This window comes from Pseudoselenomonas ruminantium (assembly GCF_900113715.1).
Taxonomy (GTDB): domain Bacteria; phylum Bacillota; class Negativicutes; order Selenomonadales; family Selenomonadaceae; genus Selenomonas_A; species Selenomonas_A caprae.
In genome coordinates, this window is sequence record NZ_FOQK01000013.1 from 1 (window position 1) to 24,738 (window position 24,738).

The 24,738-nt window shown below is 51.7% G+C and carries 28 protein-coding genes; all 28 read right to left on the bottom strand.

Annotated features, from left to right (window positions below):
* Positions 1–197 (bottom strand): helix-turn-helix domain-containing protein (locus tag BM181_RS08095; RefSeq protein WP_143092145.1); only part of this gene is annotated, 197 nt, incomplete at its 3' end.
* A 68-nt stretch (positions 198–265) separates the two neighbouring features.
* The gene (locus BM181_RS08100; protein ID WP_143092146.1) at positions 266–1,102 is read right to left on the bottom strand and encodes a hypothetical protein; all 837 of its coding nucleotides are present in this window, start codon (positions 1,100–1,102) and stop codon (positions 266–268) included.
* A 5-nt stretch (positions 1,103–1,107) separates the two neighbouring features.
* Positions 1,108–1,425 carry a hypothetical protein gene (locus BM181_RS08105; RefSeq protein WP_082336241.1) on the bottom strand — a complete coding sequence of 106 codons (318 nt, stop codon included), beginning with the start codon at positions 1,423–1,425 and terminating at the stop codon, positions 1,108–1,110.
* Positions 1,426–1,462: 37 nt separating this feature from the next.
* On the bottom strand, positions 1,463–3,136 hold the full coding sequence (locus tag BM181_RS08110) for a DUF342 domain-containing protein (RefSeq protein ID WP_075443736.1): 1,674 nt from the start codon (positions 3,134–3,136) through the stop codon (positions 1,463–1,465).
* A gap of 27 nt (positions 3,137–3,163) precedes the next feature.
* Positions 3,164–3,916, bottom strand: a complete 753-nt coding sequence (locus BM181_RS08115) for a FliA/WhiG family RNA polymerase sigma factor (RefSeq protein WP_075443876.1) — start codon at positions 3,914–3,916, stop codon at positions 3,164–3,166.
* A 52-nt stretch (positions 3,917–3,968) separates the two neighbouring features.
* Positions 3,969–4,352: a hypothetical protein gene (locus BM181_RS08120; protein ID WP_075443738.1), complete on the bottom strand. Its 384-nt coding sequence runs from the start codon at positions 4,350–4,352 to the stop codon at positions 3,969–3,971.
* A 35-nt stretch (positions 4,353–4,387) separates the two neighbouring features.
* Positions 4,388–4,873 carry a chemotaxis protein CheD gene (locus BM181_RS08125; RefSeq protein ID WP_075429718.1) on the bottom strand — a complete coding sequence of 162 codons (486 nt, stop codon included), beginning with the start codon at positions 4,871–4,873 and terminating at the stop codon, positions 4,388–4,390.
* Position 4,874: 1 nt separating this feature from the next.
* Positions 4,875–5,489, bottom strand: a complete 615-nt coding sequence (locus BM181_RS08130) for a chemotaxis protein CheC (protein WP_075443740.1) — start codon at positions 5,487–5,489, stop codon at positions 4,875–4,877.
* Between the two features lie 65 nt (positions 5,490–5,554).
* Positions 5,555–6,022 (bottom strand): chemotaxis protein CheW, encoded by a 468-nt coding sequence (locus tag BM181_RS08135; RefSeq protein ID WP_033169888.1) that lies wholly within the window; start codon positions 6,020–6,022, stop codon positions 5,555–5,557.
* Between the two features lie 15 nt (positions 6,023–6,037).
* Positions 6,038–8,119, bottom strand: a complete 2,082-nt coding sequence (locus BM181_RS08140) for a chemotaxis protein CheA (RefSeq protein WP_075443742.1) — start codon at positions 8,117–8,119, stop codon at positions 6,038–6,040.
* Positions 8,120–8,141: 22 nt separating this feature from the next.
* Positions 8,142–9,356 carry a protein-glutamate methylesterase/protein-glutamine glutaminase gene (locus BM181_RS08145; RefSeq protein ID WP_075443744.1) on the bottom strand — a complete coding sequence of 405 codons (1,215 nt, stop codon included), beginning with the start codon at positions 9,354–9,356 and terminating at the stop codon, positions 8,142–8,144.
* Between the two features lie 24 nt (positions 9,357–9,380).
* Positions 9,381–10,073: a flagellar brake protein gene (locus BM181_RS08150; RefSeq protein ID WP_075443746.1), complete on the bottom strand. Its 693-nt coding sequence runs from the start codon at positions 10,071–10,073 to the stop codon at positions 9,381–9,383.
* A gap of 18 nt (positions 10,074–10,091) precedes the next feature.
* Positions 10,092–11,006, bottom strand: coding sequence for a MinD/ParA family protein (locus tag BM181_RS08155; protein ID WP_075443748.1), 915 nt, complete (start codon positions 11,004–11,006; stop codon positions 10,092–10,094).
* Between the two features lies 1 nt (position 11,007).
* Positions 11,008–12,378 (bottom strand): flagellar biosynthesis GTPase FlhF, encoded by a 1,371-nt coding sequence (gene flhF, locus BM181_RS08160; protein WP_075443750.1) that lies wholly within the window; start codon positions 12,376–12,378, stop codon positions 11,008–11,010.
* Positions 12,379–14,466, bottom strand: a complete 2,088-nt coding sequence (gene flhA / locus BM181_RS08165; RefSeq protein WP_075443753.1) for a flagellar biosynthesis protein FlhA — start codon at positions 14,464–14,466, stop codon at positions 12,379–12,381.
* Positions 14,467–14,501: 35 nt separating this feature from the next.
* Positions 14,502–15,620, bottom strand: a complete 1,119-nt coding sequence (gene flhB, locus BM181_RS08170; RefSeq protein ID WP_075443755.1) for a flagellar biosynthesis protein FlhB — start codon at positions 15,618–15,620, stop codon at positions 14,502–14,504.
* Positions 15,583–16,365, bottom strand: coding sequence for a flagellar biosynthetic protein FliR (gene fliR, locus BM181_RS08175; RefSeq protein WP_075443756.1), 783 nt, complete (start codon positions 16,363–16,365; stop codon positions 15,583–15,585). Before fliR ends, flhB begins: the two co-directional genes overlap by 38 nt.
* Positions 16,366–16,376: 11 nt before the next feature.
* Positions 16,377–16,646: a flagellar biosynthesis protein FliQ gene (gene fliQ, locus BM181_RS08180; RefSeq protein ID WP_075443757.1), complete on the bottom strand. Its 270-nt coding sequence runs from the start codon at positions 16,644–16,646 to the stop codon at positions 16,377–16,379.
* Between the two features lie 26 nt (positions 16,647–16,672).
* The gene (gene fliP / locus BM181_RS08185) at positions 16,673–17,374 is read right to left on the bottom strand and encodes a flagellar type III secretion system pore protein FliP (RefSeq protein ID WP_075443878.1); all 702 of its coding nucleotides are present in this window, start codon (positions 17,372–17,374) and stop codon (positions 16,673–16,675) included.
* A gap of 97 nt (positions 17,375–17,471) precedes the next feature.
* A complete protein-coding gene (gene fliO, locus BM181_RS08190) occupies positions 17,472–17,975 on the bottom strand; it encodes a flagellar biosynthetic protein FliO (protein ID WP_371263021.1) in 504 nt (167 codons plus the stop codon).
* 20 nt (positions 17,976–17,995) lie between these two features.
* The gene (locus BM181_RS08195) at positions 17,996–18,358 is read right to left on the bottom strand and encodes a response regulator (protein WP_014423701.1); all 363 of its coding nucleotides are present in this window, start codon (positions 18,356–18,358) and stop codon (positions 17,996–17,998) included.
* Between the two features lie 92 nt (positions 18,359–18,450).
* A complete protein-coding gene (gene fliY, locus BM181_RS08200) occupies positions 18,451–19,677 on the bottom strand; it encodes a flagellar motor switch phosphatase FliY (RefSeq protein ID WP_075443761.1) in 1,227 nt (408 codons plus the stop codon).
* Positions 19,670–20,674, bottom strand: coding sequence for a flagellar motor switch protein FliM (gene fliM / locus BM181_RS08205; RefSeq protein WP_075443763.1), 1,005 nt, complete (start codon positions 20,672–20,674; stop codon positions 19,670–19,672). Before fliM ends, fliY begins: the two co-directional genes overlap by 8 nt.
* Before the next feature lie 34 nt (positions 20,675–20,708).
* On the bottom strand, positions 20,709–21,215 hold the full coding sequence (locus tag BM181_RS08210; protein ID WP_075443765.1) for a flagellar basal body-associated FliL family protein: 507 nt from the start codon (positions 21,213–21,215) through the stop codon (positions 20,709–20,711).
* Between the two features lie 62 nt (positions 21,216–21,277).
* Positions 21,278–21,478 carry a flagellar FlbD family protein gene (locus BM181_RS08215; RefSeq protein ID WP_075429692.1) on the bottom strand — a complete coding sequence of 67 codons (201 nt, stop codon included), beginning with the start codon at positions 21,476–21,478 and terminating at the stop codon, positions 21,278–21,280.
* 190 nt (positions 21,479–21,668) lie between these two features.
* Complete coding sequence (locus BM181_RS08220; protein ID WP_075443767.1) at positions 21,669–23,672, bottom strand: flagellar hook-basal body complex protein; 2,004 nt, start codon at positions 23,670–23,672, stop codon at positions 21,669–21,671.
* A gap of 110 nt (positions 23,673–23,782) precedes the next feature.
* Positions 23,783–24,166, bottom strand: a complete 384-nt coding sequence (locus BM181_RS08225) for a TIGR02530 family flagellar biosynthesis protein (protein ID WP_082336236.1) — start codon at positions 24,164–24,166, stop codon at positions 23,783–23,785.
* A gap of 36 nt (positions 24,167–24,202) precedes the next feature.
* Positions 24,203–24,724 carry a flagellar hook capping FlgD N-terminal domain-containing protein gene (locus BM181_RS08230; RefSeq protein ID WP_075443769.1) on the bottom strand — a complete coding sequence of 174 codons (522 nt, stop codon included), beginning with the start codon at positions 24,722–24,724 and terminating at the stop codon, positions 24,203–24,205.
* Between the last annotated feature and the right edge of the window lie 14 nt (positions 24,725–24,738).

Consider the following 24,738-nt stretch of genomic DNA (forward strand, 5'->3'; position numbering starts at 1 on the left):
AATTGGAAAGAATAGGTTTCATTTTTTCTTGACCGTTGAAGCCCATCTTTCCCCATTTTACGATATTTTCCGACCCACGCTTGAATGCATTTTGAGGAAGGGATGTCATATTTTTTTGTTAAGGCAGTATATCCTATATGTCCATTCAAATACTCTTGGACTACCTTACATTTAAATTCTGCACTATATTTTGCCATAAAAAGACCCCCATAAGTTAGATTCCTTGGTCTAACTTATGGGGGTCTCTACATATCACGCGACTTTTTTATTTGTTTTCCAGTTCGCGGCGGTTCATCTCACGCAGCAGCTCAATGGCTCCCTTGCCGATTCCTGTCTCCCGCGCAGTTTCCTCCACACTGTAGCCACTCAGAAGCAACGCTCTGGCCTTGGCCGCATTCGGGGAAATATCAAGCCCTTCATCAGCAGGTGCAATCACCTCAGCACTTTGACCGCCCTCTTCTACGGGCTGCCGCTCATCCATAGCCTGGGCCGAGCGGCTGCTCATGGCCTCTGCCAGTCCGGCTGCCTGCTGGACACTCACAGGTGGCGTCTCAACAGGGGCAGCCTGCGCCAGCTCGTCCCGCTCCATCGACTGCTGCAAAACCTGCGCAAAGTCTTGGGCATCGACGCGCTCTGGCTCCCGTGCAACCACTGGCGAAGCAGCCATCGGCGCACTGGCTGCCGGAGCTGGAGCCGCCGGCATGACCGCGGATGGCATCACCGGCGGTACAGCCTGCCAGCGGGCGGCCAGCTCATCGGCTACGCGGCGTGCTGTCAGCGTATCCGATGAAAGCTGCCGCAGCTGCTGCTCAAGGTCAAGGCCAGCTCTCCTGGCCTCATCCAGCTGAGCTTCCAGCTTGCGATTGCGTTCATCCGCCTCCTGCAGCAGCCGCTCCAGATGCTTGATATGGCTGCCCATACGGCTGATAACGGCATCCGCCGAGCGCTCGAGTTCCGCCTTGAGCTGATCCGTCGACTGCCGGAGCGCCTCACTGTCGATCTGCTGCTGCTGGCGGTGTGACAACCAGCGTGCTCCCATGACGAGAATGAACCCTACGATAATAAGTAAACCTAATGTTAAGACCATGACTGACTGCAACATGCCTCCTATAGGCTGATATCCAGAAGATGTCCGCGCGATGGATCCTTGGCAAAATGCTCGGGCTCCGGCTCAGTCTGCTCGGCCGCCGCCATGTGCCGCCGGCGCGAACCGCCGCCACCGCCCTGCTTCTGCTGGCGATCTGGCTCGTCCTTGATGCGGCCATCCTCCAGTTCATCCTTTTCGCGGACCTGTTCCTGTTTCAGCTTATCTTCTTCTTTCTGTTTTACGGCTTGAAAATCCGACTGCATGGCATTTGCCTGATTCAGGTTATGCTGAACCTGTGTCGCATCAGCCGCCCGCGGAACCATCATTTGCAAACTCATCGGCGTGACATCCATCGGATTCCCTCGCTTTCTTCAATCAGTATGGACCAATGTCCACCCGTTCATCTTTGACGGTCAGCGTCGTGCGCTTGATTTCCGACTGCACATTCATGATGACCGAATTGATAGAAATCTTGACACCTGGATAGATTGTATCACTTACGCGGATTTTGCCATTCTGCATCTGCGAAAGCTCTTCGCCCAGTGCCTGTATTTCCTGCTCATCCCGCTTGATCTTGCCAGCCAGGGGGAACTGCGAACGCGTCAAAGCATTGATCTGGTTGATGCGCTCCTGCGGCAGACGGCTGATGTCAATCTTGCTGAGCGTATTGAGCATCTGATTGATCTGTCTGAGACGCTCCTTCGACTCTTTATACTCCCGGCACAGATCGCGGTATTTCTTTTCAAGCTGAGGATTAACACCCACAGACAACCGCGTGACTACCGAAGCTGGGTTCCCGACGATCTTGCAGCGGATCTCCTCACCAGCAGCACATCTGCCGCCCGTGAGCATGCCCCGCTTCTCCTCCATGTAGATGCGCTTCCCAGCCGTAAGCGCTGAATGCAGCGACACATCGCGGATATAGATATCACGGCCGGCTTCGATCTCCGCATTCTCCGCAAAGGATGCATGCACATCCTCATCTGCCCGGATCTTGCCTCGGTTCATACCATTCACGCCGCCATTGACAAATACATTCCTGCCCTCGACGTTGCCGCCGCTGACCATTCCGCCGATCTGGACATCGCCTGTGGCCTTGACATTGAAGCCTGCCTCGACATTTCCCTTGACCTCGACGCTGCCAATGAAATCGATATTGCCAGTGCCGACGCCGACACCGCCTTGAATCAGCAGATGCGGATCGACTGAAATCTTTTTGCCTGTATCGACAATCTGTCCATCGATCAAGGCAATGAGCTCATTGTCTCCCGTGATTTCCGTATTGTTTCCCTGTGGCATCGGAATGGGCTTACCATTGCGGGCATTGATTTCCCGGCCATATACATCCCGTCCTGGCTCTCCCTGAGTCTGCGGAATACGGACCGCCAGCAAATCACCTTTTTTCGCCAGCACGAACAGATTCATGTCCTTGAAGTCAACACGATCATATTCGTCAACCTTGGGACGTCCTTTGATACCTAAATCAAAATGACGCTCAATCCGAGCATTCTCACCATGCCTGGGAGACTGTCCCTTCGCCGCCACAAATGGCGACAAGCTTTCTATTCCCCTGCGGATTGCATCCACATCGATACCGAACACGACGCCAGTATCCGTCAACGCCTGCCGGACATCCTCATAAGTTGGCAGCTTCCGCCCCACATTCGTATCATAACGGATCGTTGCTATCATTTTATCATGACTGATGTCGACGATGATTCCCGCGGGCTTCTGCTCCTCTTCCACTGGATTTTCCTGCTCCGGCTGCGCCTGCTGATTTTCCTGTTCAGCAATCTCTTCCGGCAGTCCATATGAGGTTGCCAATTTCCGCGGCTCACCAGCTGCTTCGCGCAGAATCTGCGACAGCGTTATGATATCGTAATCAATAACACCATGGTCATGCAAAACCTGGCGTATATCCGACAACTCAAAAGCAAGGCCGTCAGCAGCATCGGGATAAATCGTCAGATAGACACCATCTTCCCGAAATTCAAACAAGTAGCCTGCTTCTTTGCTGCCTACCGCCGGGCGTAATGTCTGGTCATCCATGATACGTCCCCCCTAAGGCTGAATTTGCTATACCAAGCTTGCCTTCATCCGTGCCAAATATCCCCGCAACCTGAATACTGCCTTGGTATGCAGCTGCGAGATACGCGCCTCGGATAAATTCAAAATCAAGCTGATTTCTTTCAAGGTCAATTCTTCGTAATAATAAAGCGCTACAACCTTTTTTTCCTTCTCTGGCAAACGCTCAATCGCCGCTGCCAGTGTATTGCGGAGCTCCGCCTTTTCCAGGCGCTCAGTCGGCCCTTCTTCAGCCGAAGCTGGCGAATCGGTCCGCAGATAATCATCCAACGGAATCACAGTAGCCACGCTGATCTGGCTTTCCAGAGCACGAAGTTCTTTCTCGGTCAGACCTAATGCTTCAGCGAGTTCCTGGTCATTCGCTGGCCGCCCCAAACGGGTCTCCAGCTCATAGACGGTCTGTTCATAGCGCCGTATCTTCTGCCGGATAGCAACCGGAAGCCAATCCTTCGAGCGCAGGTAATCGAGCATCGCACCACGGATCCGTACCCCTGCATACGTTTCGAACTTATTCTTGCGCTCCATGTCATACCGGTCAATCGCATCCATCAGACCGAAAAAACCGCTGGAAAGCAGGTCGTCACGATCTACATGGGCGGGCAGACTGATAGCCAGCCTGCCCGCAACCAGCTTGACTAAGGGCAAATAATGCTCAGCCAGCTGATTGCGAAGCTCGACAGTCTTATTTTCCAGATAGCTATGCCAAAGGGAAGTGACATCGGCCAAATTTTCATCCTGGTTCATTCCCACAGAATCCAACGGAACGTCCTCCCTCCATCATTTTCTGGAGGCACCATCAATTCTGCGATGGAGCCTCCATATGCCTGAGATCCTCTGAGCCCAGCGGCTTGAATTCCGCCTGCTCATGTTCTTGTTCTTCTTCTGCCGACTGCGTTTCAGCTTCAGCAGCAGCTGCCGCATCCTCAGCCTCATACTCTTCCGGACTCTTGGGCTCCTCTTTTTCCATCTCTTCGATGAGCTCGAGATTCTTGTCGAAACCGACTATGTCCTTTGTCTCCAGGATGAGCGTCACCAGCCAAACCAACGCTCCAGTCAACAGAAAGCCAATCAGGCTGCGGAGCAGCACCGTTGTCAGTCTGGCCTCACTGCTAAGTCCTGTCAGGACGATGATCAAGGCCGAAATAACACCAAATACCAACGACATTCCCAATTTGAACAACGCTGCTTCACCTCCTAACGGCATTATTCCCTTGCTTAGATTTCCTTTTCACCTTTGTCTATGGTCTTGACTTTGTACACACCAGTCTCCATATCGATGGAAACCGTACGGCCATACGTGCCTCCCGTATCCTCGGCGATCAGCCGGATATTCAGATCCTTCAGGATCTTCTTTGCAGCCTCTGCATTGCGTGCACCCACGCGCATGATGTCCGTCGCATTGGCAAAAGCAAACATCTGCGCACCGCCAGCAATCTTAGCCACGAGACGCGTCCGTGAAGCACCTAATGCCAAGACATCTTTCAGCATCAGCGGCAAGCCGGTATCGGCAAATTTTGCCGGATTATCGGTTGGCCTGGCCTGGGTGCTGTCCGGCAGCATGATATGCAGGAGTCCGCCCACTTTTGTCTGCGGATCGTACAAGGAAATGCCGATACAGGAGCCGAGGCCATAGCTGATGATTGTCGACGGCGCCTGGCCTACTTTGTAGTCTGCCATGCCGACTCGGATAAGATCTGCCATATCACTCAACTCCTACCGCGTCAATAATTGTATTCAACGAGCCTGGATCAGGGACCAGGAAGAACTGGCCATTGATGCCATCATCCTCAGAAAGGAATTCTGTCTCAATGACGAGTGCCTGATCGCCCATCTGGCCAAGCTGTGCCAAAACGACGTTGAGGATTGCGCCTGCCATGTCCATAGCCAAGGCGGGGATGGATGGCAGCATCGTAATCTTCGTGAACGTAAAGAATGCATTGAGGTACGCACCGGATAGGATATTGCCGATCTCCATCAGTGCAGACTCATCCATGAATTCCAGCTTTGTAGTTGAACCATGCGGTTTCCCCATGAGCGTATCTACCAGATAGAAGGCGCTCTTCTGGGGCAGCAGGAACAAGATATTGCTCGGTGCTTTACCGTAAACGCGCAGGAAAATACCGACGACAACGGCATCCGGGCCGCCGACCAGATCTGGTACGGCTTCTAGCGGAACCAATGCCACCTTCGGTACATTCATATCAATGCGGCGGTTAATGACCTGTGACAGCGCCGTAGCGGAGTTGCCCGCACCAACGTTGCCGATCTCCCGCAAGGCATCAAGCTGATTGGCGGAAAGATTCAATTCATCTGTCATAGTTGGACCTCTCTTCTACAGGAAGGGGACGAGCCGCAGCCCTCCCCCTCACTGATACTGTCTAGTTATTTCCCGTCACCAACATTGCCGATGATCTCTTCAAGATTCAGCATGATGATCAGACGACCATCTACATTGCCGATACCGCTCAAGAAACGCGAACCGCTCTTGTCGTTGATTGCCTTCTTGGTATCCACCGGCTTGCTGTCGATCGTGAGTACTTCCGTCACTGCATCTACCAGCATACCGACATGGAGATCGTCGATATTCACCGTGACAATACGCGTGTCATCCGTATACGGTGTTTCCGCCAGTCCCAGGCGTTTCTTGAGGTCAATGACCGGCAGCACAGAGCCGCGCAGGTTGATGACGCCCTTGATGAAATCAGCGGAAAAAGGAACGCGGGTTATATCGGTGAGATTGCGGATCTCCTGGACATTCAGAATGCTGACACCATATTCCTCATCCCGGAGCTTGAAAGCGACTACCTGTCTGCCTTCATCCATCTCATTCATGTTCTCTTCATTTGCCATCTCAGCTACCTCCTCTTACTGCTGCATCATCGTAGCGACATCCAGGATCAGGGCAACACGGCCATCGCCGAGTACCGTCGCACCAGAGAACATCTTGAGACCTGCGAACAGGTTGCCCAAGGTCTTGATGACGATTTCCTGCTGTCCGATCAGATTGTCGACAACGATACCTGCTTTAGCCTCGCCAGCATGGACAACGACTACGAAAATCTCATCCGAATCCTTGACGTGCGGTACCTGCAGCGTCTCTTCCATGCGGATAATCGGGATGATCTCACCACGCAGGACAATGACTTCCTTATTCCTTACCGTCTTGATATCCTCCGGCTGGATATTGATCGTGCTGTCGATCGAGCCGAGCGGGATTGCATACATCTCTTCCTGTACCTTGACGAGCATTGCCTGGATGATAGCCAGCGTCAACGGCAGTTTGATCTTGAATACCGAGCCCTCATCGATCTTCGTCTCAACATCGACATGACCGGAAAGGGACTCGATCTTGCTGCGTACAACGTCCATACCAACGCCGCGGCCCGAGATATCCGTGATCTGCTCAGCCGTGGAGAAGCCCGGCAGGAAGATCAGGCGTACAGCATCGGCATCTTCGAGCTTATCTGCATCTTCCTGCGAGATCATGCCCTTCTCGACGGCCTTTTTGCGGATCTTATCCGCAGCAATGCCAGCACCATCATCCGTGACCATGATGACAACATTGTTGCCTTCATGACGGGCAATGAGGCCGACTTCACCAGTGCGCGGCTTGCCTTTAGCTTCACGCTCATCCGGATGCTCGACACCATGGTCGAGGGAGTTGCGCAGCAAGTGCATGATCGGGTCGCCGATCTCATCGATGACGGTACGGTCAAGCTCTGTCTCCTCACCCTCGATGGTCAGGTTGATTTCCTTATTGAGCTCTTTGGATACGTCGCGGACCATGCGCGGGAAACGGTTGAATACTGCGCTGACCGGGACCATGCGGACCTTCATGACAATGTTCTGCAGATCGGTCGTTACGCGGTCCATCTGCTCCAGCGTTTCCGTGAGCTCCGACAGACGATGCGTCTGGCCGATCTGCTCCAGGCGGACTTTATTGATGACCAGCTCGCCCATGAGGTTCATCAGCGTGTCGAGCTTATCGATATCGACACGTACGGACTGGCTCTGATGTGCTTTTTTCGGCGGAGCAGCCTTCGCCGGAGCTGCCTTCTTCGCCGGGGCTGCCGGTTTCGGAGCCGGAGCCGCAGCGGCTGGTGCTGCCGGTGCTGGTGCTGCTGCAGATGCCGGAGCAGCTGCCGGAGCAGCTGCCGGTGCCGGTGCTGCGGCTGCCTCGGGATCGACTACCTCGACGAGGATCTTGTCGATTTCCGAGATGCTGCTCAGCGAATCCTCAACCGCCTTCTTGTCTGCCCCCGTCACCACGAGGATATCAAAGCTATGGTCGAATTTCTCCTGCTCAAGATCCTCAGCCGGTGGTACGGATTTCACGACATCACCGATCTCATCGAGTGCATTCATTACCATGTACGAACGCGCCGATTTGAGCAGGCAGGTCTCGGACAGCGTGATCTGGACGTGAACGCCGATCATGCCACCCTCTTTGGCTTGGCGCAGCATATCGCGGTCAATGTCCGTAAGCTGCATGCCCCCCACAGTGGCAGCAGCTGCCGGTGCTGCAGCTGCCGCTGGTGCAGCCGGAGCAGCCGCCGGTGCCGGCTCGCCTTTGGAGATCGAGCTGAGTTTTGCCACGAGATCCGATACATCGACAACATCCTCCGATTCACCATCGGCGACACTGTTGATCATCTGCTCCAGCGAATCCAGGCACTTGAACAACGTATCGATGATATCCTCATCGAGCTTCAGCTGTTCCTTGCGGATCAGGTCAAGGACATCCTCCATCTCATGGGTCAGCTCGGCAATCTTGTTGTATCCCATAGTCGCCGACATACCTTTGAGCGTGTGCGCATTGCGGAAGATATCGTTGACGACAGACACATCCTCTGAATTCTCTTCCAAGCTCAGCAGTCCTTCGTTCAAAGACTGTAAATGTTCATGTGATTCATCCAAGAACATGTCCATATACTGATTTGTTTCCATTTGTATTCCCCCTATATCCTTTCTATCTCTTTACAGCCTCGACGATGGCCTGGGCAATGTCCTGGACCGGCCGTATCTCATCGGCCAGCCCTGCATCCACAACTGCTTTCGGCATTCCATAGACCACACATGTGGGTTCGTCCTGCGCGATGCTGTAGCCGCCGGAAGCCTTTATCTTCTTCATACCTTCACAGCCATCTGCGCCCATGCCTGTCATGATGACAGCCACGAGATTCTGGCCAATCGAGGCTACCGAATCGTACATCACGTTGACCGCTGGACGATGATTCCCTACCCTTGCTTCCTGACTAAGCTTGATCTTGCGCATCCCGCCGTCGTCCCTGACGCGCAGGTGGAAATCCCCTGGTGCAATATATACATGGCCAGCCCGAATCGGTTCTTCATCTTCAGCTTCCTTGACGGTCACCTGCGAGATGGAGTTCAACCGGTCAGCCAATGCTTTCGTAAATCCTGCGGGCATATGCTGAACGACCACGACGCCGCAGGGAAGATTCCCCGGCAGGCGCGTGATGACATTCTGCAGGGCTTGCGGCCCGCCTGTCGATGTGCCGATCGCCACCAGCTTCTTGCTGCTGCCGATGCCACCGCTGGCCATGGGTGTCGGCCGGCCGATGGACGACGGTACACTGGTACGGTTCTGCAGCAACGGATTCACCCGCTTGCTACCCACTCCAGCTGCTGGTACTGCGGGCACTGCTCCTGTCGTCATCTGTGGCAGTTTCATGCCTTGACGGCGCGGGAGCTCGCCCCGTTTCATATTTGGTGCTGCCTGCACCGGTGACACAGCCGGTTCAGGTCTTGGCGCTGCCAACGTCCGATGGACATGTGCTTTGGCAGCATTGCGGCATTTTGCGAGGATCTCCTCGGCAATGTCATCAATGCGTGAGATTGAACCTCCCGCCTTGCTGATGAAATCCACCGCCCCAAGGCTGAGCGCCCGGATTGTAGCATCCGTCCCCTTCTGTGTCAGACTGCTCAGCATGACGACTGGCACAGGCGACGACTCCATGATGACGGCCAATGCATTGATGCCATCCATGACAGGCATATTGACATCCATCGTCACCAGGTCAGGCTGCAGTTGTTTCACCTTGCTGACTGCATCCTTGCCGTTCATGGCCGTACCGACCACGTCAAAATCTGGCTGCTTTTGGAACAGGTCTGTTAAGACTTTGCGCATAAATGCTGAATCATCGGCAATCAAGACACGAATCATCCCGCTCCCCCCATTCAGAAGCCCTTACAAATCATTCTTGTTGATGCCCTTGGCAATCGTTGCCCGCTGCACTGCAAACAGATAATGGACAATCTGATTGCTCACTGCACGTGGCATATGCTGGAAAGCCGCCCCGATATGGTAGACGAACTCACCATCATCTTTCTCGATTTTCCGGCAGCTTGCAACCTTGCACATCTGCTCGATTGGTCCCACGCCAGGGATGCTGCTTAGCGACAGCGCAGCCTTGAGGCCAGGCTTCACTTCCTGATGCATGGCAAAGCAGATACCATTGCCACTGAGGTCGATCATCCGCGTCATCACCGGCGTCTGTATGGTACCTTCCTCATCGATGAGCCGGACCTGTACAGGCAGGTTGACCTTCACACGGACAAATTCGCGGTTCTGATGCCGCTCTACTTCCTCAGGAAAGCTTATGTACCAGACCGCAATGCGCTCATCGAGCATTCCTGTTTCATGGAACGTCGTGAAGAAACGATAACGGCACTGCTTGCCTATCGCCACCCCGTACAGGTGCGATCCACTGAGCGGTATGATTGGTACATGCTTGCTGTTCATAGGCATAGCCACGATCAGTTCTTCATCCGTCATGCCCTCGATACGGCTTGTATGGCGCTCATCGCTTGCCTCGACAAAAAACTCCACGCGCTGGCCAATCTTTAAGACATCCCTTGCTTTTATTAATTCGCCCGCCATAGTAAAGTTCCTCCATGTTTAACGCGAAAAACTAAAAATTTGTCGCAAAAATCCTCTCCACCCCTGCGTAACCTTCATCTTGCTGCCATAGAGAACACTGTTCGTCATCGCCTGCACGCACCTTGCAGCTGTACTGCCCGGATGCGCGACCAGGAATGGCGTCTGCTTGCGCACCGACCGCATGACTGCCGTGTCCTCAAAGATATATCCCAGACAATCGATCGGCATGTTGAGGAAACGCTCTGAGGTCTGCTGCAGCTTGGCTACAACCTCCCGGCTTTCTGCTTCATCATACACGCGATTGACAACCAGGCGGATATTCTGGTAGCTGGCATACATGCTGTAAGCCTTCATGACCGCATAGGCATCCGTCAACGCGGTCGGCTCCGGCGTCGTCACCAGCAGTACCTCGTCCGCAGCCAGGATGAAATCCATGACATTCTTGCCAAGGCCTGCTCCGGTATCGACCAGGATGATATCGGCTACGGCTGCGCAGCCTGCCAGCTTCTGCATGAGCCGCTGACGCTCCTCAAGAGTAAACTCCGCGGCCTTCTCGATTCCCGAACCGCCCGATATATAATTGACGCCATAGGGGCCCTGCATGATGACATCCTGCAGTTCCGTGCCATCCTCCAGCAGATTCAGCAGATGCTTGCGCGACATGCTGCCCAGCACCACATCGACATTAGCCATGCCAAGATCCGCATCGATGACGAGCACCCGCTGTCCAGCCATGCCAAGGGCGATGGCCAGATTGACTGTCAGATTCGTCTTGCCGACACCACCCTTGCCGCTCGTGATGGCCAGCACCCTGGCATCAGTCAGGCCCGTGCGTGCATTCGGCATGACGGCTGCGCCCCGCGCGCTGTAATCGGCCGGATATTCCGTTTTGTCGCCAACCAGCTGGCGAAGTCTTTGCGCCTGATCTCCCATATCATTCCCTCAGCAGCAGCTCCGCCAGCTTCTGCGGCGTTGCCGGTATGATGTCATCGGGTACACTCTGCCCATTCGTCAGGAAGGACAAAGCAATATCCCGCTTGGCTAACAGATTCAGGATGAGACCGACACTGCTGGTCTCATCGGTTTTCGTGAAGATCACCCGATCCGGCTCGCAAGCCGAGAATTTATCCAGGATTTCAGCTGCATCGCGGTTCTTCGTGGTCGCACTCATGACGAGATGGCACTCGATGTGCGAATTCACGGCCAAGAACTCCTGCAGCTCCTTCATCTGGTATTCATTGTGCTGGCTTCGCCCAGCTGTATCGATGAGTATCAGATCTTTGTCACGATGTTTATGGATTGCTACCTTGAGCTCATCTGGAGAATAGACGATCTCGAGCGGCAGTCCGATGATATCCGAATACGTCTTGAGCTGTTCGACAGCTGAGATCCGGTAGGTATCGGCTGTTATCAGCGCAGCACGGATGTTTTTTTCAAGCACGAAACGCGCGGCGATCTTGGCCAGCGTCGTTGTCTTGCCGACGCCTGTCGCACCAATCAGGGCGACAATGCGCACCCCATGCTTGTTGAGCGTGATGCCCTCGGAAAAATTCATCGCATCGCCCAGATAACCAGCCAGCACCTCTGCGGCCCGCTCATCCTGACTGTCGAGCAAGGTGTCCCCCGCCGGCAGCTGGGCAGCCATATCCTTCAAGAGCTCCTCATCCACTTCCTGGCGGCGCAAAGCTTCCTGTATCGATACCTTGTCCTTCGGCTGATCCTTGCTCATGACCTGGGCCAGCATCGCCTTCATCTGTGCCAGTTCATCTTCTAAGCGCTGGATCTTTTCCGTATCTTCCGGATTGGAGGCCATCGGTTCTGCTGCTGTTTTTTCCATAACTTGTACATCATCCTCTTGTTTCGCTGTATCGGCTGGATTTTCATCCGGCAAGGTCTGTACCGGCTGCGCAGACGGAACCACAGGCTGCGCCGGCTGGAATACCGGAGCTGGTATCGGCGACTCCGCCATGCGTACCCCGGCTTCCGTCCCATTCGTCTTGTACTGCGACAAGACCTGGTTTGGCATGACAGGCGCGGCTGGCGATACCACGTCAAGACGGCCGCCCATCGGCGCTGGTTTGGCCTGCTTAGCAGCCAGGCTGCGCTTGGCCCGCTTGTTAGCCTGCACCTCATCCGCCTCTTCGATTGCGGCAGTCACCTCAACCACCTCGGCGCTATGATACCCGAGGAAGCCGCCTTCCCGGTATTTTTTCGTATGCAGGATGACCGCATCCGGCCCGAGTTCTTCCTTTACCTGCTGCATGGCTTCCTTCATCGATGGAGCCTTGACTACTTTTATCTGCACTTAGATCTTCACCACCCCAAGAATCTGAATCTCGACGCTCTGTTCTATCTCAGCATGCGACAGGACGATAAGTCCCGGAACAGAACGCTCGACCAATTTGCGGAAATACAGCCGCACCGCAGGACTGGTCAGCACGATTGGCTGATAGCCCATATTCGTAAGTTTCGGCAGCTCGTTATTGAGCGCCGTAATGAGATTTTGCAGCGAATCGGGATCGAGGCTGACATATGAGCCATGATCCGTGCGCTGCACGCCCCCGGCAATGCGGTTTTCGAGTGCCGGATCGAGCGTGATGCATGGCAGGGTGCCATTCTGTACATTCTGCTGAGTGATCTGGCGCGCCATTGCATGGCGGACATACTCGGTAAGTATTTCCGTATCCTTGGTTGCCCGGGCATAATCGGCGAGCACCTCGAGAATCGTCGCCATATCGCGGATCGAGATGCGCTCCCGCAAGAGATTGGAGAGCACCTTCTGGATCTCGCCGACAGTCATAAGATCTGGTACGACCTCGTCGACCAGCGACTGGTTCGTCTTCTTGAGGTTGTCGATGAGGTTCTGGGTCTCCTGACGGCCGAGGATCTCATCGGCATGCTGCTTGATGACCTCTGTCAGATGCGTAGCCAGCACCGATACGGCATCGACCACCGTATAACCATTGAGCTCTGCCTGCTCGCGTTCATTCTCCGGAATCCAGAGGGCCGGCAGGCCAAAGGCCGGCTCGGTCGTCTCGATGCCCGGCACTTCCTCAAAAACTGTGCCCGAGTTCATCGCCAGATAGTGGTCAAGCATCAGCTCGCCCTTGGCGATCTCGATGCCCTTGAGCTTTATGATGTACGCATTCGGCTTGATCTGGATGTTATCACGGATGCGGATAGTCGGCACCACCAGACCGAGCTCCAAAGCACATTGCCGCCGGATCATGACGATGCGGTCGAGGAGATCGCCGCCCTGGCCCGTATCAACGAGCGGAATCAACGAATAGCCGATTTCCAGCTCCATCGGATCGACCTGCAGCAACGAGACGATATTCTCTGGCGTCGTGGCCTTCTTCTTCTCCTGCACCTTCTTCTCTTCCTTCTGGGTCTCAGTCTTGACCTCTGCCCCCTGCTTGAGCAGACGGCCGATGAAGAAGCAGAAGATAGCCAGCACCGTGAACGGGATTCCCGGCAAACCCGGAATGATAGCGAAGAACAACAGGACACCGCTCAAAATGAAGTAAATACGATCGTTGCGGACGAGCTGTGTGACAAGATCGCTGCCGATGTTGCCCTCAGCACCGGCACGCGTGACGATAAGGCCCGTTGCCGTAGAAATGAGGAGCGCAGGAATCTGGCTAACCAGGCCCTCACCGACAGTCAGCAGCGTGTAGGTCTGCAAAGCCTGTACAGCTTCGAGATTTCGCTGCATCATACCGATGATGAAGCCACCCGCGATATTGATGAACATAATCAGGATTGCGGCGATAGCATCGCCCTTGACGAACTTAGAAGCACCGTCCATCGCGCCGAAGAAATCCGACTCATGCTGGATTTTCTCACGGCGTATCTTAGCTTCAGCATCCGTGATAGCGCCCTGATTGAGATCCGCATCGATAGACATCTGCTTACCAGGCATTGCATCGAGCGTGAAACGTGCCGATACCTCAGCGACACGCTCCGACCCCTTCGTGATGACGATGAAGTTTACGGCAACGAGGATGACGAACATGATGAAACCGACAACCGGGTTACCGCCGACGACGAAGTTACCGAAAGCCGTGATGACCTCACCGGCGTAACCATCGAGCAGGATAAGTCGCGTCGATGAGATGTTCAGTGCAAGACGGAACAGCGTCGTCACGAGCAGCAAGGAAGGGAAAATCGACAGGTCGAGTGCTTCCTTGTTGTAGATGACCGCCATGACCAGCAGCAACGCAATCGTGATATTCAGACAGATCAACATATCCAGCAGCAGCGTCGGCAGCGGGATGATCATCATGACAACGATGACGATGATTGCCACCGCAATCATTACATCACTGTATTTTTGGATAAAACTGCCCTTGCCAAATGCATTTGACGCAGCAGCTGCCTGTGGTGCAGCCATATGTGACTCTCCTTACTTTCGAATAATTTTATGAATCAAGCCCGGCGGCGATTCTTCAAACGATATACATACGCCAAGACTTCAGCTACCGCCTGATAGAGCTCAGCCGGCACAATATCGCCAACCTCGGTGCTGGCATAAAGTGCACGCGCCAAAGGACGGTTCTCCACGATAGGTACGCGCGCATCACGCGCGATGTCCTTGATACGCTTGGCGACCAAATCCTGCCCTTTCGCCACGATAAGCGGCGCGACCATTCCCTTGCTGTACTGCAGGGCTACCGCGAAATGCGTCGGGTTCGTGACGATGACATCCGCCTTCGGCACTTCCTGCATCATACGGCTCATAGCCATCTGACGCTGTTTCTGTTTGATCTTGCCCTTGATCTGCGGATCACCTTCGGTCTGTTTCATTTCATCCTTGACCTCTTGCTTGGTCATCTTCAGATCCTGTGTCGTCTGCCATTTCTGATATCCGTAGTCCAGGATACCGAGAACAATGATGACAGCAATGACCTCAAAAGCCATACTGAAAACGATATCCGCAATCTGTGCCAGACTGTTCGGCAAATCAAAATAGATAAACTGTGGCATAGCCATCAGATGATCTTTTAGGAAATCATAAAGGAAATAACCAATGATTGCAATCTTGAATAGTGACTTGGCAAGCTCCACCAGCGACCGCTTGGAAAAAATACGGCCGAAGCCGTTGATCGGATTCAGCTTGTCCGGTTTGAAACCGATGGCCTCCGTATTGAAGTTCAACCCCACCTGGAAGACGTTGATTGCCAAGCCCATGAGCATGATGCCGATCATGATGGGCAGCGATGTCTGTGCCAGCAACTCGATGATGCCGATGAATATCCGCAGGATGTTCTCCGTATCGACCGGCTGGTTCAGGTGGCTGAATACATACGTCGTATAGGCCGCAATACTGCCATAGATATGCGCCCACATCACCTTGATGATGAAGAAACCAATGAGCAGGACAAAAGCCGTACTGAGCTCTGTACTCCTGCCGACCTGGCCTTTCTTCTTCGCATCAGCCCGTTTCTTGGACGTTGGCTCCTCGGTCTTGTCACCGGCAAAGAGCTGCAGGTCAAAGGCAAAGGGCCTGCTAACGTAAGGCCTGTAGAGCGATTGTAATATTTCCATACATCTCATTGAATAGCACATCCAGGAATAATACATAGAACGGCAGCACCATCGCCAAAATCAAGGTACCAATCGTCAGCTGCATCGGAATACCGACAACAAAGATATTCATCTGCGGCATCGTCCGCGCCAGTATTCCTAGCCCCACGTTTGTCAACAAGATGGCAAAGGTCACCGGCATGGCAATCTTCATGCCCGTCAGGAATATCCCCGTCGTGAAATTGGCAATGATGAGCGGCAATGACAAACTCATCTCCATCGATAGCAACGGCACCATCTTGAAGCTTTCGAACAAGGCATCGATAAGCATATGATGACCATTCACTACCAGGAAAATGATAACGGTCAAATTATAAAGAAAACTTCCGATAAGCGGCATCTGCTGACCGGAAGTTGGGTCCATAACATTGACAATGGCAAATCCGACCTGCATATCCATGACCTTACCAGCCATTGTGATCGCCGCAAACGAAATATACGCGACAAAGCCAATGAGCCAACCGATAAACAACTCGGACAAAACAGCACCTGCATAAGCCCATACCGACGGTGGCGCCTGAATGATTCCCATATTGTCGATCACAGGATAAAGTACGATAGCCATAACCAGCGACGCCCCTGCCCGAAAGTATACGGGAATATTCATACTGCCAAAAAACGGAGAAATAATGAACAAACCGCTGACCCGGGTCATGAGCAGCAGGAATACCGCAGCATGCCCCTCCAAAAGATCATAGAAATCCATTATTCACTCCTTTAACCGATATAAGACGGCAGATTGACGAGAACATTGGTCAGATACTCCACCATGATGCGCAGCATCCACGGTCCAAAAATCAAAATTGCCACAAACACGGCAATGATTTTCGGTATGAATGCCAGCGTCTGCTCCTGGATCGATGTCGTTGCCTGAAAGACACTGACCATAAGGCCAACCATAAGACCAAGTCCCAGCATCGGCGCTGCTACCAGCATGACGACGAACAAGGCTTCCTGGCCCAGCTGGACCACCAGATCTCCCGACATGCTACAACCTCCCTTTTATCCCCTTACTACTTGAAGCTGACAATCAGGGACTTGATAAGCAAATGCCATCCATCGACCATGACAAACAGCAGAATCTTGAACGGCAGCGATATCATGACCGGTGGCAGCATCATCATCCCCATTGACATCAAGGTACTCGCAACAATCATATCAATGACAATAAACGGCACATAAATCATAAAACCAATCTGGAATGCCGTTTTGAGCTCACTGATAATGAATGCCGGAATCAGGGTAAATGTTGATACATCCTCAGGGCCATTGGGCCGTTCGGCATCAGACAAATTGACGAACAACGCCAAATCCGACTCACGCGTCTGCTTGAACATGAATTCACGAATCGGCTCGACAACATTCTCAAGTGCCTGCTCCTGCGTAATCTGTCCTGACAGATACGGCTGAATGCCGTTTTCATTGGCCTGTCCCCAATAGGGAGCCATGATATAGAATGTCAGGAACATTGACAAAGCGATAACAATCTGATTGGGCGGTACATTCTGCGTCGACAGCGCATTGCGCAAAAAGCCGATAACCACGACGATGCGCACGAATGACGTCGTCATGATCAGGATTCCAGGTGCCAGCGTCAATACCGTCAGCAATGCCATGACCTGCAGCGTTACCGCTACATCCTGCGGCTTGTCTGAAGTTCCCACATCTACATTGACGGTGGGAATCAAAGGCGCCGCCAAGGCATTATTCGTCATAAACAGCAGGAAGGCCAAGCCTCCCAGCAAAATCAAAACCTCCCGACGTTTCAAGCGCCTACAATCCTTTCTCAATCACAGACATAAACATTGCCGCCTACTTGCGGAATATGGGTGGAATCTTCTGCACAAAATCGGACAGCGTCCCGAATTGTTGTGAAAACATCTCGGGAACTTTGGGACCTGTCAACTCCTCCCGATGCAGACGATCAATCTCATCGGGATCGTTGATTTCTGCCAGCAAGGTAACCGAATGCTCAGTCACCCCTAACATGAATATGCGGCCAGCCATCTCAATGATACAGACCGAACGATTCGGTCCGAGCGGCAGATGGGAAAGAATCCTCCCCCCATAGCCCATTTTCTGTTGGGCAAATCGCCCGCCCAGAAAGCGAGCAGCAAAATAAGCCAGCCCTACCACAAAAATAAAAATGGCAAAAAGGCTGACCAAATAAGCAATAGATGACCACCACGAAATCGACGACGGCTTGGGATCTGCATTCTCATAGCCTGACAAATACCCGCCCTTAGCCGCCTCCTCAGCGGCCAGGACGGGATCCATCATGACCAAAAATACCAGTACCCCAATAACACACGTCAAAAGAATGTGTTTTCTCTCCATTAGCCTACTGCTTTGCGGACAGCCTCCAGTACACGGTCTGCCTGGAACGGCTTAACGATAAAGTCACGGGCACCAGCCTGGATTGCCTCGATAACCATAGCCTGCTGACCCATAGCACTGCACATTACGATCTTGGCATTCGGATCAACCTTCTTGATTTCCTTGACGGCACTGATACCATCCATCTCCGGCATCGTGATATCCATCGTAACGAGATCCGGCTTGAGCTCCTGGTATTTCTCCAGAGCCTTCATTCCATTCTCAGCCTCGCCGACTACTTCGTAGCCATTCTTCGACAGAATGTCTTTAACCATCATTCTCATGAATGCCGCATCGTCAACGACCAATACTCGTACTGCCATGTTTCATCTCTCCTCATCTTAAAAAATCACTCGACTTGGTTCAATATATTTTTAATTATATAAGAAAGTCCTGCCTAAAACAAGAGTGGGTATCACTGAAGCTTAGCCGCTCTCTCAGCCGGACTTGCTATCTCCGTAATACGGACACCAAAGTTCTCGTCAATGACAACAACCTCACCTTTGGCCAAGAACTTGCCATTGACCTGGATATCTACCGGCTCACCAGCCAGCTTATCGAGCTCAACGATCGAACCATTTGTGAGCTCCAGGATCTCTTTGATTGACTTCTTCGTACGCCCCAATTCGACCGTAACCTGTAAAGGTACATCCAAGATCAAGCCGATATTGGCATCATTGACCTGTACAGGCTGCGTGTTAAGCGGCGTAAACTGCGCCGATTGAACAGGAACATTCGTAGCCACATGTGGCTGCATCGCCATCCCATAGCCACCAGCTGGTGCTGCCATTGCTGGTGCTGCCTGTGGTGGTGGCGCTGCTGCCGGTGCTGGTGCAGGCGTGGGGGCCGGTGCCGGAGCTGGCGCAGCTGCAGGAGCTGGTGCCGGTTCTGGCTCTTCTGCCTTGGAACTGTTCGTCAAGGCCTCAACCATTTCCTTCGCCACTGGCACAGGCAGGATCTGCATGATTTCACTATCAATCAGGCCATCGACCTCCATGCGGAAAGAAGTCCGCACTACAGGCTCGTCCTGGCCAACAATCTCAGTTACCTTATCCTCATTACCAAGATCGATCAAATTAACCTTTGGCGGCGAAATATCGATTTTCTTATTGAACATCGTGGAAAGCGAGGTCGCTACCGTGCCCATCATCTGATTCATGGACTCGCCCACGGCACTCATAGCAATCTCGTTGATTTCCGTGTCAGGATTCGTACCATCGCCACCCATCATGAGGTCGGCAATGATCGATGCATCCTGTGCCTGGATAGCCAGGACATTATTGCCATCAATACCGATTGTATAACCGACCTCAACAATGAGATACGGCATCGGATACTGCTCCTGAATGATGCTCATCGTGGCAACCGAAACAGTCGGTGTGGTAATACTTACCTTATGGCCAAGCAGTACGGAAAGCGTCGTAGCTGCACTGCCCATCGAGATATTACCGATCTCGCCCAGCGCATCCTTCTCCATATCAGTGAGTACATCGTCAAACTGAGATGAGCTACTGTCTGCGGCTGGCGCCTCAGCTGCTGCCTCCGACTCTCCCGCGGGTGCTGCATCGCCGCCTGCCTCTGGTATAGCACCACCATTCAGCAGGGCGTCAATCTCCTCTTGCGAGATCATATCGTCACTCATCAGTATCTTCATCCCCTTCGTTAATTATCTTAGTTATCTGTACCGCCATCTTCTTGCCGGATGTGCCGGGGCGGCAGTAGAACTTGGGCTTATGCCCGACCAGACAGAGCAGATTATCATCCACCTTGGCATCCATCTGCAAGACATCACCAAAGCCCAAAGTCAGGAACTCATTGATGGTAATATCGACGCCGCCCAGCTGGACGACAAACGGAACCTTGGTACGTTCAATCTTACGCTGCAGGATTTTGACCTGCTCCGGATCATCATCCTTGGAAACCGAGGATGCTACCCAGAACGTCGTGGTCAGCTTGGACATGATTGGCTCCAGTACCAGGTACGGGATGCAGATATTCATCATGCCCTCAACATCGCCCACCTTCATCTGAATCGTGACGATGACTACCATATCACTTGGAGGTACAATCTGCGTAAATTGCGGATTGGACTCCGTCGCTTCTAAACTTGGTTTGAACTCTATGACATTGGACCAAGCCTCTTTCAAGTGGCTCATTGCTGTATCGATGAAACGCTTCATGACGACTTCCTCGATTTCTGTGAGCACGCGTGGCTTGATACCCGATCTGCCCTCACCACCAAACACACGGTCAATGAAAGCAAAAGCTATCTCGGTGTTAACCTCCATGATGATGTTGCCCTTGAGCGGCGGAACCGCCAAGATGCTGATTACCGATGGATTGGCCAGCGATTGGACGAACTCCTGATAAGTCAGCTGTTCGACCGATGCCACCTCGACATTTACCAGTGTGCGGAGATGTGTAGACAAATATGTATTCAATAACCGGGAAAAACTCTCATGGAGCATGAACAATGTTCGGATCTGATCCTTGGAGAACTTATCCGGCCGCTTGAAATCATAGGTCTTGACTTTCTTCTGTTCTTCGTCTGCTTTGACTTCTTCTGCGGATACTGTTCCGTCTGAGAGCGCTGAAAGCAGTTTATCTATCTCAGATTGAGATAGTACATCATCTGCCAACCTTCGTCCTCCTTCCTGCTATGTGCCTATGATGTTACTGAAGCAGGAAGCTGGTGATGTAGACATCATAGACCGAACCTGCTCCCAGCTTCGTATTGAGCTCATCCTTGATCTTCTTCTTGAGCTCATCCTGCTTGGCTGCATCGAACTCATCGAGTTTCGCACTGCGCAGAATCTGCATCGTCGTGTCAAGGATCTTCGTCTCAGCCATCGGCTGGAGCTTTCCTTCTTCGATGTTATCCTTCTTGCCAGGATTCATCTCCAGGACAATCCCTGCTTTGAGGAACTTGCCTGCCTTCTGCCCGCCGACATTGACCATGATCCCTTCTTTAGCGTCGCCGAGCTTGATGAAGGTTCCCGGGTCATGATGCTCGCTCACAGACTCCGTAGCTGTCTCTTTCATCATCTTCGTGGTAATAAAGAACGAAATACCTCCGGCCAGAACAAGGCCGACCAGTACCAGAATTACCACCAGGATTATCGGTGATTTCTTTTTCTTCTCTTCCGGCGCTGCCTCGTTTTCCTTCTCTTCGTCTGCCATTTGATACTCCCTCCATTAAATCTGCTTTTCTAATTATACCAAGAGTTTTCAATTTGTCTACATCAAAATTGATGCAACGCCCGACGATATTTCATCACACGGCGGACAATCTCATCCATTGGCTCATCGACGATGAACTTTTTGCCGTTTGTCAGCGTGACAACCGTATCCGGCGTTTCCTCTATAGTTTCTATTATTTCGGCATTGAGGACAAATTCTCCTTTTTTATTTGTCTTAGAATTAAATTTTGTAAGCATTATCATTGCCTTGTCATCTCCTTATCCGCATCGCTATACATCTTCATTCTTTCTTTTTTCGTCGTCAAGCCCTCATTCTCCTTTTTATTTTCCCAGATTCTCTAAAAATCTGCAATATTTTTCCCTGACGCTACCAAACCATGAATAACGGCCGATGCATTTTCATGCATCGGCCGTAAAGATAGCTGATAAGCTATCACCGTTTCATATTGATCAAGGTTTCAATCATCTCATCGCCAACCGTGATAATCTTGGAGTTCGACTGGAAGCCACGCTGCGTGATAATCATATCCGAAAACTCATTGGCGATATCAACATTAGACATCTCCAAGGCATTTGCTGTAATCGTAACACTGCTTCCATCAGCTGTCACGTAATTACGATCACCAGAGTTATTCGACATCTGATAGAGGCTGTTTCCTGTCTTCGTCAAACCAGCTGCATTGTTGAACTGTGCCAGGACAACCTGTCCCTCACTGCGTTTTACACCATTCGAATAGGTCCCTGTAATCAAGCCAGTATTATCAATTGCCACACTAGACAAGGTACCGTATGCATTTCCGTCTCCAGTAACATTTGGCGTCGATGAACCAGAGTACTGTGTCATGCCCTCCAGATTCAAGGATACGCTTTGATTGGCCGGCAATCCAGATTCATAGGTGATATCCAGCGTAGCACTGCCGCTCTTGTACGACCCGTCAGTATCAAACAGCAAATCTTTTGCTGTAATCGTTACCGATGCCGTATTTCCACTAGGATCGGTAATCGTAGTCGTTGACATACCATCCTTAAGGGTCAACCCCCATTTATTATCACCAGTCTTGGTTATAAGAACCGGGATAGAATGAGCTCCCCCCTCTGAATCATATACAGTAACCGTCGTCGTGTTTGACGTATAGAATTTTCCACCATTTGCATAGCTCGACGCTTTCAAACTGCTAAGAGTCGTTCCATCCGTAGTCGTTACCTTAACCGAATCCACCGTCTTACCATTAAAGGTGTGCGTCTCTGTACCAGAACGGCTGATGGCCTGAACCATTTCGCCTGTCTGCCCAACCCTTGCATAAGTTTCGCCTGCAGTAGTCCAGCTCTTATCAGCATGCAACTCAGAAGCACCAGCTTCAGTTGTCACCGTTGCACCGCTTTTGGCATCTATCTGCGTAATCGGTAAAGAGAATGATACGCTCTGACCATCCTGATATGTAAAATTCTGCGGATTTGGTACGTTTATCGTATATTGCGTGCCTTTATCATCTGTAACTTTTAATTGCGTCTGCCCGCTGCCCGAACCACTTGTCGTCACACCATTGGTATCAATCGTAGCGTTCAGGGTGTAATATCCTCCCACCGAATAAGTTCCACTCGTTAAACCTGTAATTGTAGCCGGCGTAATCGAATAAACGCTTGATCCCGTTCCCAGCGTCAAATCAATGGTTCCCGTAGCCGTTGCTGTCATGGAACTAATTGGCGAGGTGTAAAGTGTCTTACCAGCTATGGACTGCCCAGTCTGAAAATCATACCCCGCTGTGGAATCCAGCGTCACCACAGTTCCATCGGTTAGGGTCAAACTCATCGTGCCAGCTGCAGTTTCCGTCGGCATATAGCTTGAAACCGTCTCACTCGTTCCGTCAGTATACGAAATAATAATGCTGGAAATATCATAAGCCGTCTCACTGGCATTGAGATTGCCGTTATAGGTGCCAAGCGTAGTTGCTTTAGCCGGCATCTTGCTATCCGATCCCACCTGAAGATCGCCCATTGCGCCAGTAGAAACACCATCCTTATATATATAACCTTGTACATGCATACCATTTGCATTTACCAAGTTGCCCTCAGCATCGAACTGAAAAGCACCATTACGCGTATAGTATTCCTGCGTTCCATTCTTCAAGACAAATAACGCATTGCCGGAAATAGCCAAGTCGGTATTCTTGCCTGTACTCTGCGTACTGCCGTCAGTAAACAACGTGTCAATGCTAGCAACGCCAGTACCAAGACCGACCTGTTTGGGGTTCGTTCCACCAAGATTACCTGCTGGTGCCGACGCACCAGACTGAGTCTGTGAAAGCGTGTCTGCAAATGTAACACGGCTTGATTTGAACCCTGTCGTATTGACATTAGCAATATTGTTGCCAATAACATCCATACGGGTCTGATGAGATTTAAGTCCGGATACACCGGAAAAAAGCGAACGCATCATAATGAATTCCTACCTTTCCCTACATGAAAGAATTTCTCTCTTCATTCTATTGATGCACAGCAGGATAACCTCTGTCGTTCAGTCATCCAAAGTTTCCGCTAAGTCCAACTTTATAGAATTGCTGCGCTGTCAATATTTGTTATTATATTTTCGTTTCCATTTGCGCTATCCATAGCAGTAATCACGGTACGATTCGTCACACTAACGACTAATGCCACATCATTCATATAAATGAGCGATTCCCGTGCTCCTTTTTGTGCCAGCCTTTCAACTGTATTGTCAAGCTTTGCCAAATCCTGATTGCTTAAGCAAATATTTCGCTGCTGCAAGCGATCGTTAGCATGTTTGGAAAAGCTAACCTTTTTTTGCGCCTCGCGCAAAAAAGAACCAAAATCAGCCTTTCCTGCACTATTTGCTGCTTGCTGCCTGACATTACCTGTCTGGTCAATTAGAAGAGGTGGCTGCGTATTCAACAACATCCTTGAAACAGCCATCGTTTGATTCCTCCCTTACCTGTTCACCTATAATGCTTACGTATTTTTCGTTCCCTCGCCAATACGCGTAATATCACTGATAGATACCTGATAAGTCTTGCCGCCAGACTCTGCTACAATCGTCGGCTTACCGTCAGAGATGCTGACACCTTTGACCGTTCCTTCCAGCGTATTCTTGGTCGTTTTTGTATTACCATCAGCATCAGTCGTCGATGTCGATGTCGTCCACTGAACCGATTGACCTATCATGTTGCTAAGCTGTCCCACAAGAACTGACGTATCAATGTTGCTGACAAGTTCTGATACATTGGACAAACCATCAGCGACATTTGTCATCTGCTCCAATGCCGAGAACTGCGCAAGTTGTGCCAAATACTCACCATTGTCTTGCGGATCAAGCGGATCCTGATATTTCATCTGCGTGACCAGCAGCTGCAAAAATGCATCTTTTCCCAAGGAATCATTTGCCTTGGTTGCTGAATTAGCCTGAGACTGCTGATAACTCTCCAGTGTCTGTGTTACGCCATTTGTCGTAATGGTATTAAGCGAATTTGCCATATACTCACTTCCTA

Bases quoted from the DNA above. Each gene is read 5' to 3' on its own strand.
- BM181_RS08130 (WP_075443740.1), bottom strand. From the start codon at position 5,489: ATGACAGATGAATTGAATCTTTCCGCCAATCAGCTTGATGCCTTGCGG.
- flhA (WP_075443753.1), bottom strand. From the start codon at position 14,466: ATGGCTGCACCACAGGCAGCTGCTGCGTCAAATGCATTTGGCAAGGGC.
- BM181_RS08135 (WP_033169888.1), bottom strand. From the start codon at position 6,022: ATGGCAAATGAAGAGAACATGAATGAGATGGATGAAGGCAGACAGGTA.
- BM181_RS08155 (WP_075443748.1), bottom strand. From the start codon at position 11,006: ATGGGAGATCAGGCGCAAAGACTTCGCCAGCTGGTTGGCGACAAAACG.
- BM181_RS08125 (WP_075429718.1), bottom strand. From the start codon at position 4,873: ATGGCAGATCTTATCCGAGTCGGCATGGCAGACTACAAAGTAGGCCAG.
- flhB (WP_075443755.1), bottom strand. From the start codon at position 15,620: ATGGAAATATTACAATCGCTCTACAGGCCTTACGTTAGCAGGCCCTTT.
- BM181_RS08225 (WP_082336236.1), bottom strand. From the start codon at position 24,166: ATGGCTGTTTCAAGGATGTTGTTGAATACGCAGCCACCTCTTCTAATT.
- BM181_RS08105 (WP_082336241.1), bottom strand. From the start codon at position 1,425: ATGAGTTTGCAAATGATGGTTCCGCGGGCGGCTGATGCGACACAGGTT.
- BM181_RS08195 (WP_014423701.1), bottom strand. From the start codon at position 18,358: ATGGCAGTACGAGTATTGGTCGTTGACGATGCGGCATTCATGAGAATG.
- BM181_RS08110 (WP_075443736.1), bottom strand. From the start codon at position 3,136: ATGGATGACCAGACATTACGCCCGGCGGTAGGCAGCAAAGAAGCAGGC.
- BM181_RS08115 (WP_075443876.1), bottom strand. From the start codon at position 3,916: ATGAACCAGGATGAAAATTTGGCCGATGTCACTTCCCTTTGGCATAGC.
- fliR (WP_075443756.1), bottom strand. From the start codon at position 16,365: ATGGATTTCTATGATCTTTTGGAGGGGCATGCTGCGGTATTCCTGCTG.
- BM181_RS08210 (WP_075443765.1), bottom strand. From the start codon at position 21,215: ATGGCAGACGAAGAGAAGGAAAACGAGGCAGCGCCGGAAGAGAAGAAA.
- BM181_RS08100 (WP_143092146.1), bottom strand. From the start codon at position 1,102: ATGTTGCAGTCAGTCATGGTCTTAACATTAGGTTTACTTATTATCGTA.
- BM181_RS08150 (WP_075443746.1), bottom strand. From the start codon at position 10,073: ATGGCGGGCGAATTAATAAAAGCAAGGGATGTCTTAAAGATTGGCCAG.
- BM181_RS08220 (WP_075443767.1), bottom strand. From the start codon at position 23,672: ATGATGCGTTCGCTTTTTTCCGGTGTATCCGGACTTAAATCTCATCAG.
- BM181_RS08215 (WP_075429692.1), bottom strand. From the start codon at position 21,478: ATGATAATGCTTACAAAATTTAATTCTAAGACAAATAAAAAAGGAGAA.
- BM181_RS08230 (WP_075443769.1), bottom strand. From the start codon at position 24,724: ATGGCAAATTCGCTTAATACCATTACGACAAATGGCGTAACACAGACA.
- fliY (WP_075443761.1), bottom strand. From the start codon at position 19,677: ATGAGTGACGATATGATCTCGCAAGAGGAGATTGACGCCCTGCTGAAT.
- fliP (WP_075443878.1), bottom strand. From the start codon at position 17,374: ATGACGAATAATGCCTTGGCGGCGCCTTTGATTCCCACCGTCAATGTA.
- BM181_RS08140 (WP_075443742.1), bottom strand. From the start codon at position 8,119: ATGGAAACAAATCAGTATATGGACATGTTCTTGGATGAATCACATGAA.
- BM181_RS08145 (WP_075443744.1), bottom strand. From the start codon at position 9,356: ATGATTCGTGTCTTGATTGCCGATGATTCAGCATTTATGCGCAAAGTC.
- fliQ (WP_075443757.1), bottom strand. From the start codon at position 16,646: ATGTCGGGAGATCTGGTGGTCCAGCTGGGCCAGGAAGCCTTGTTCGTC.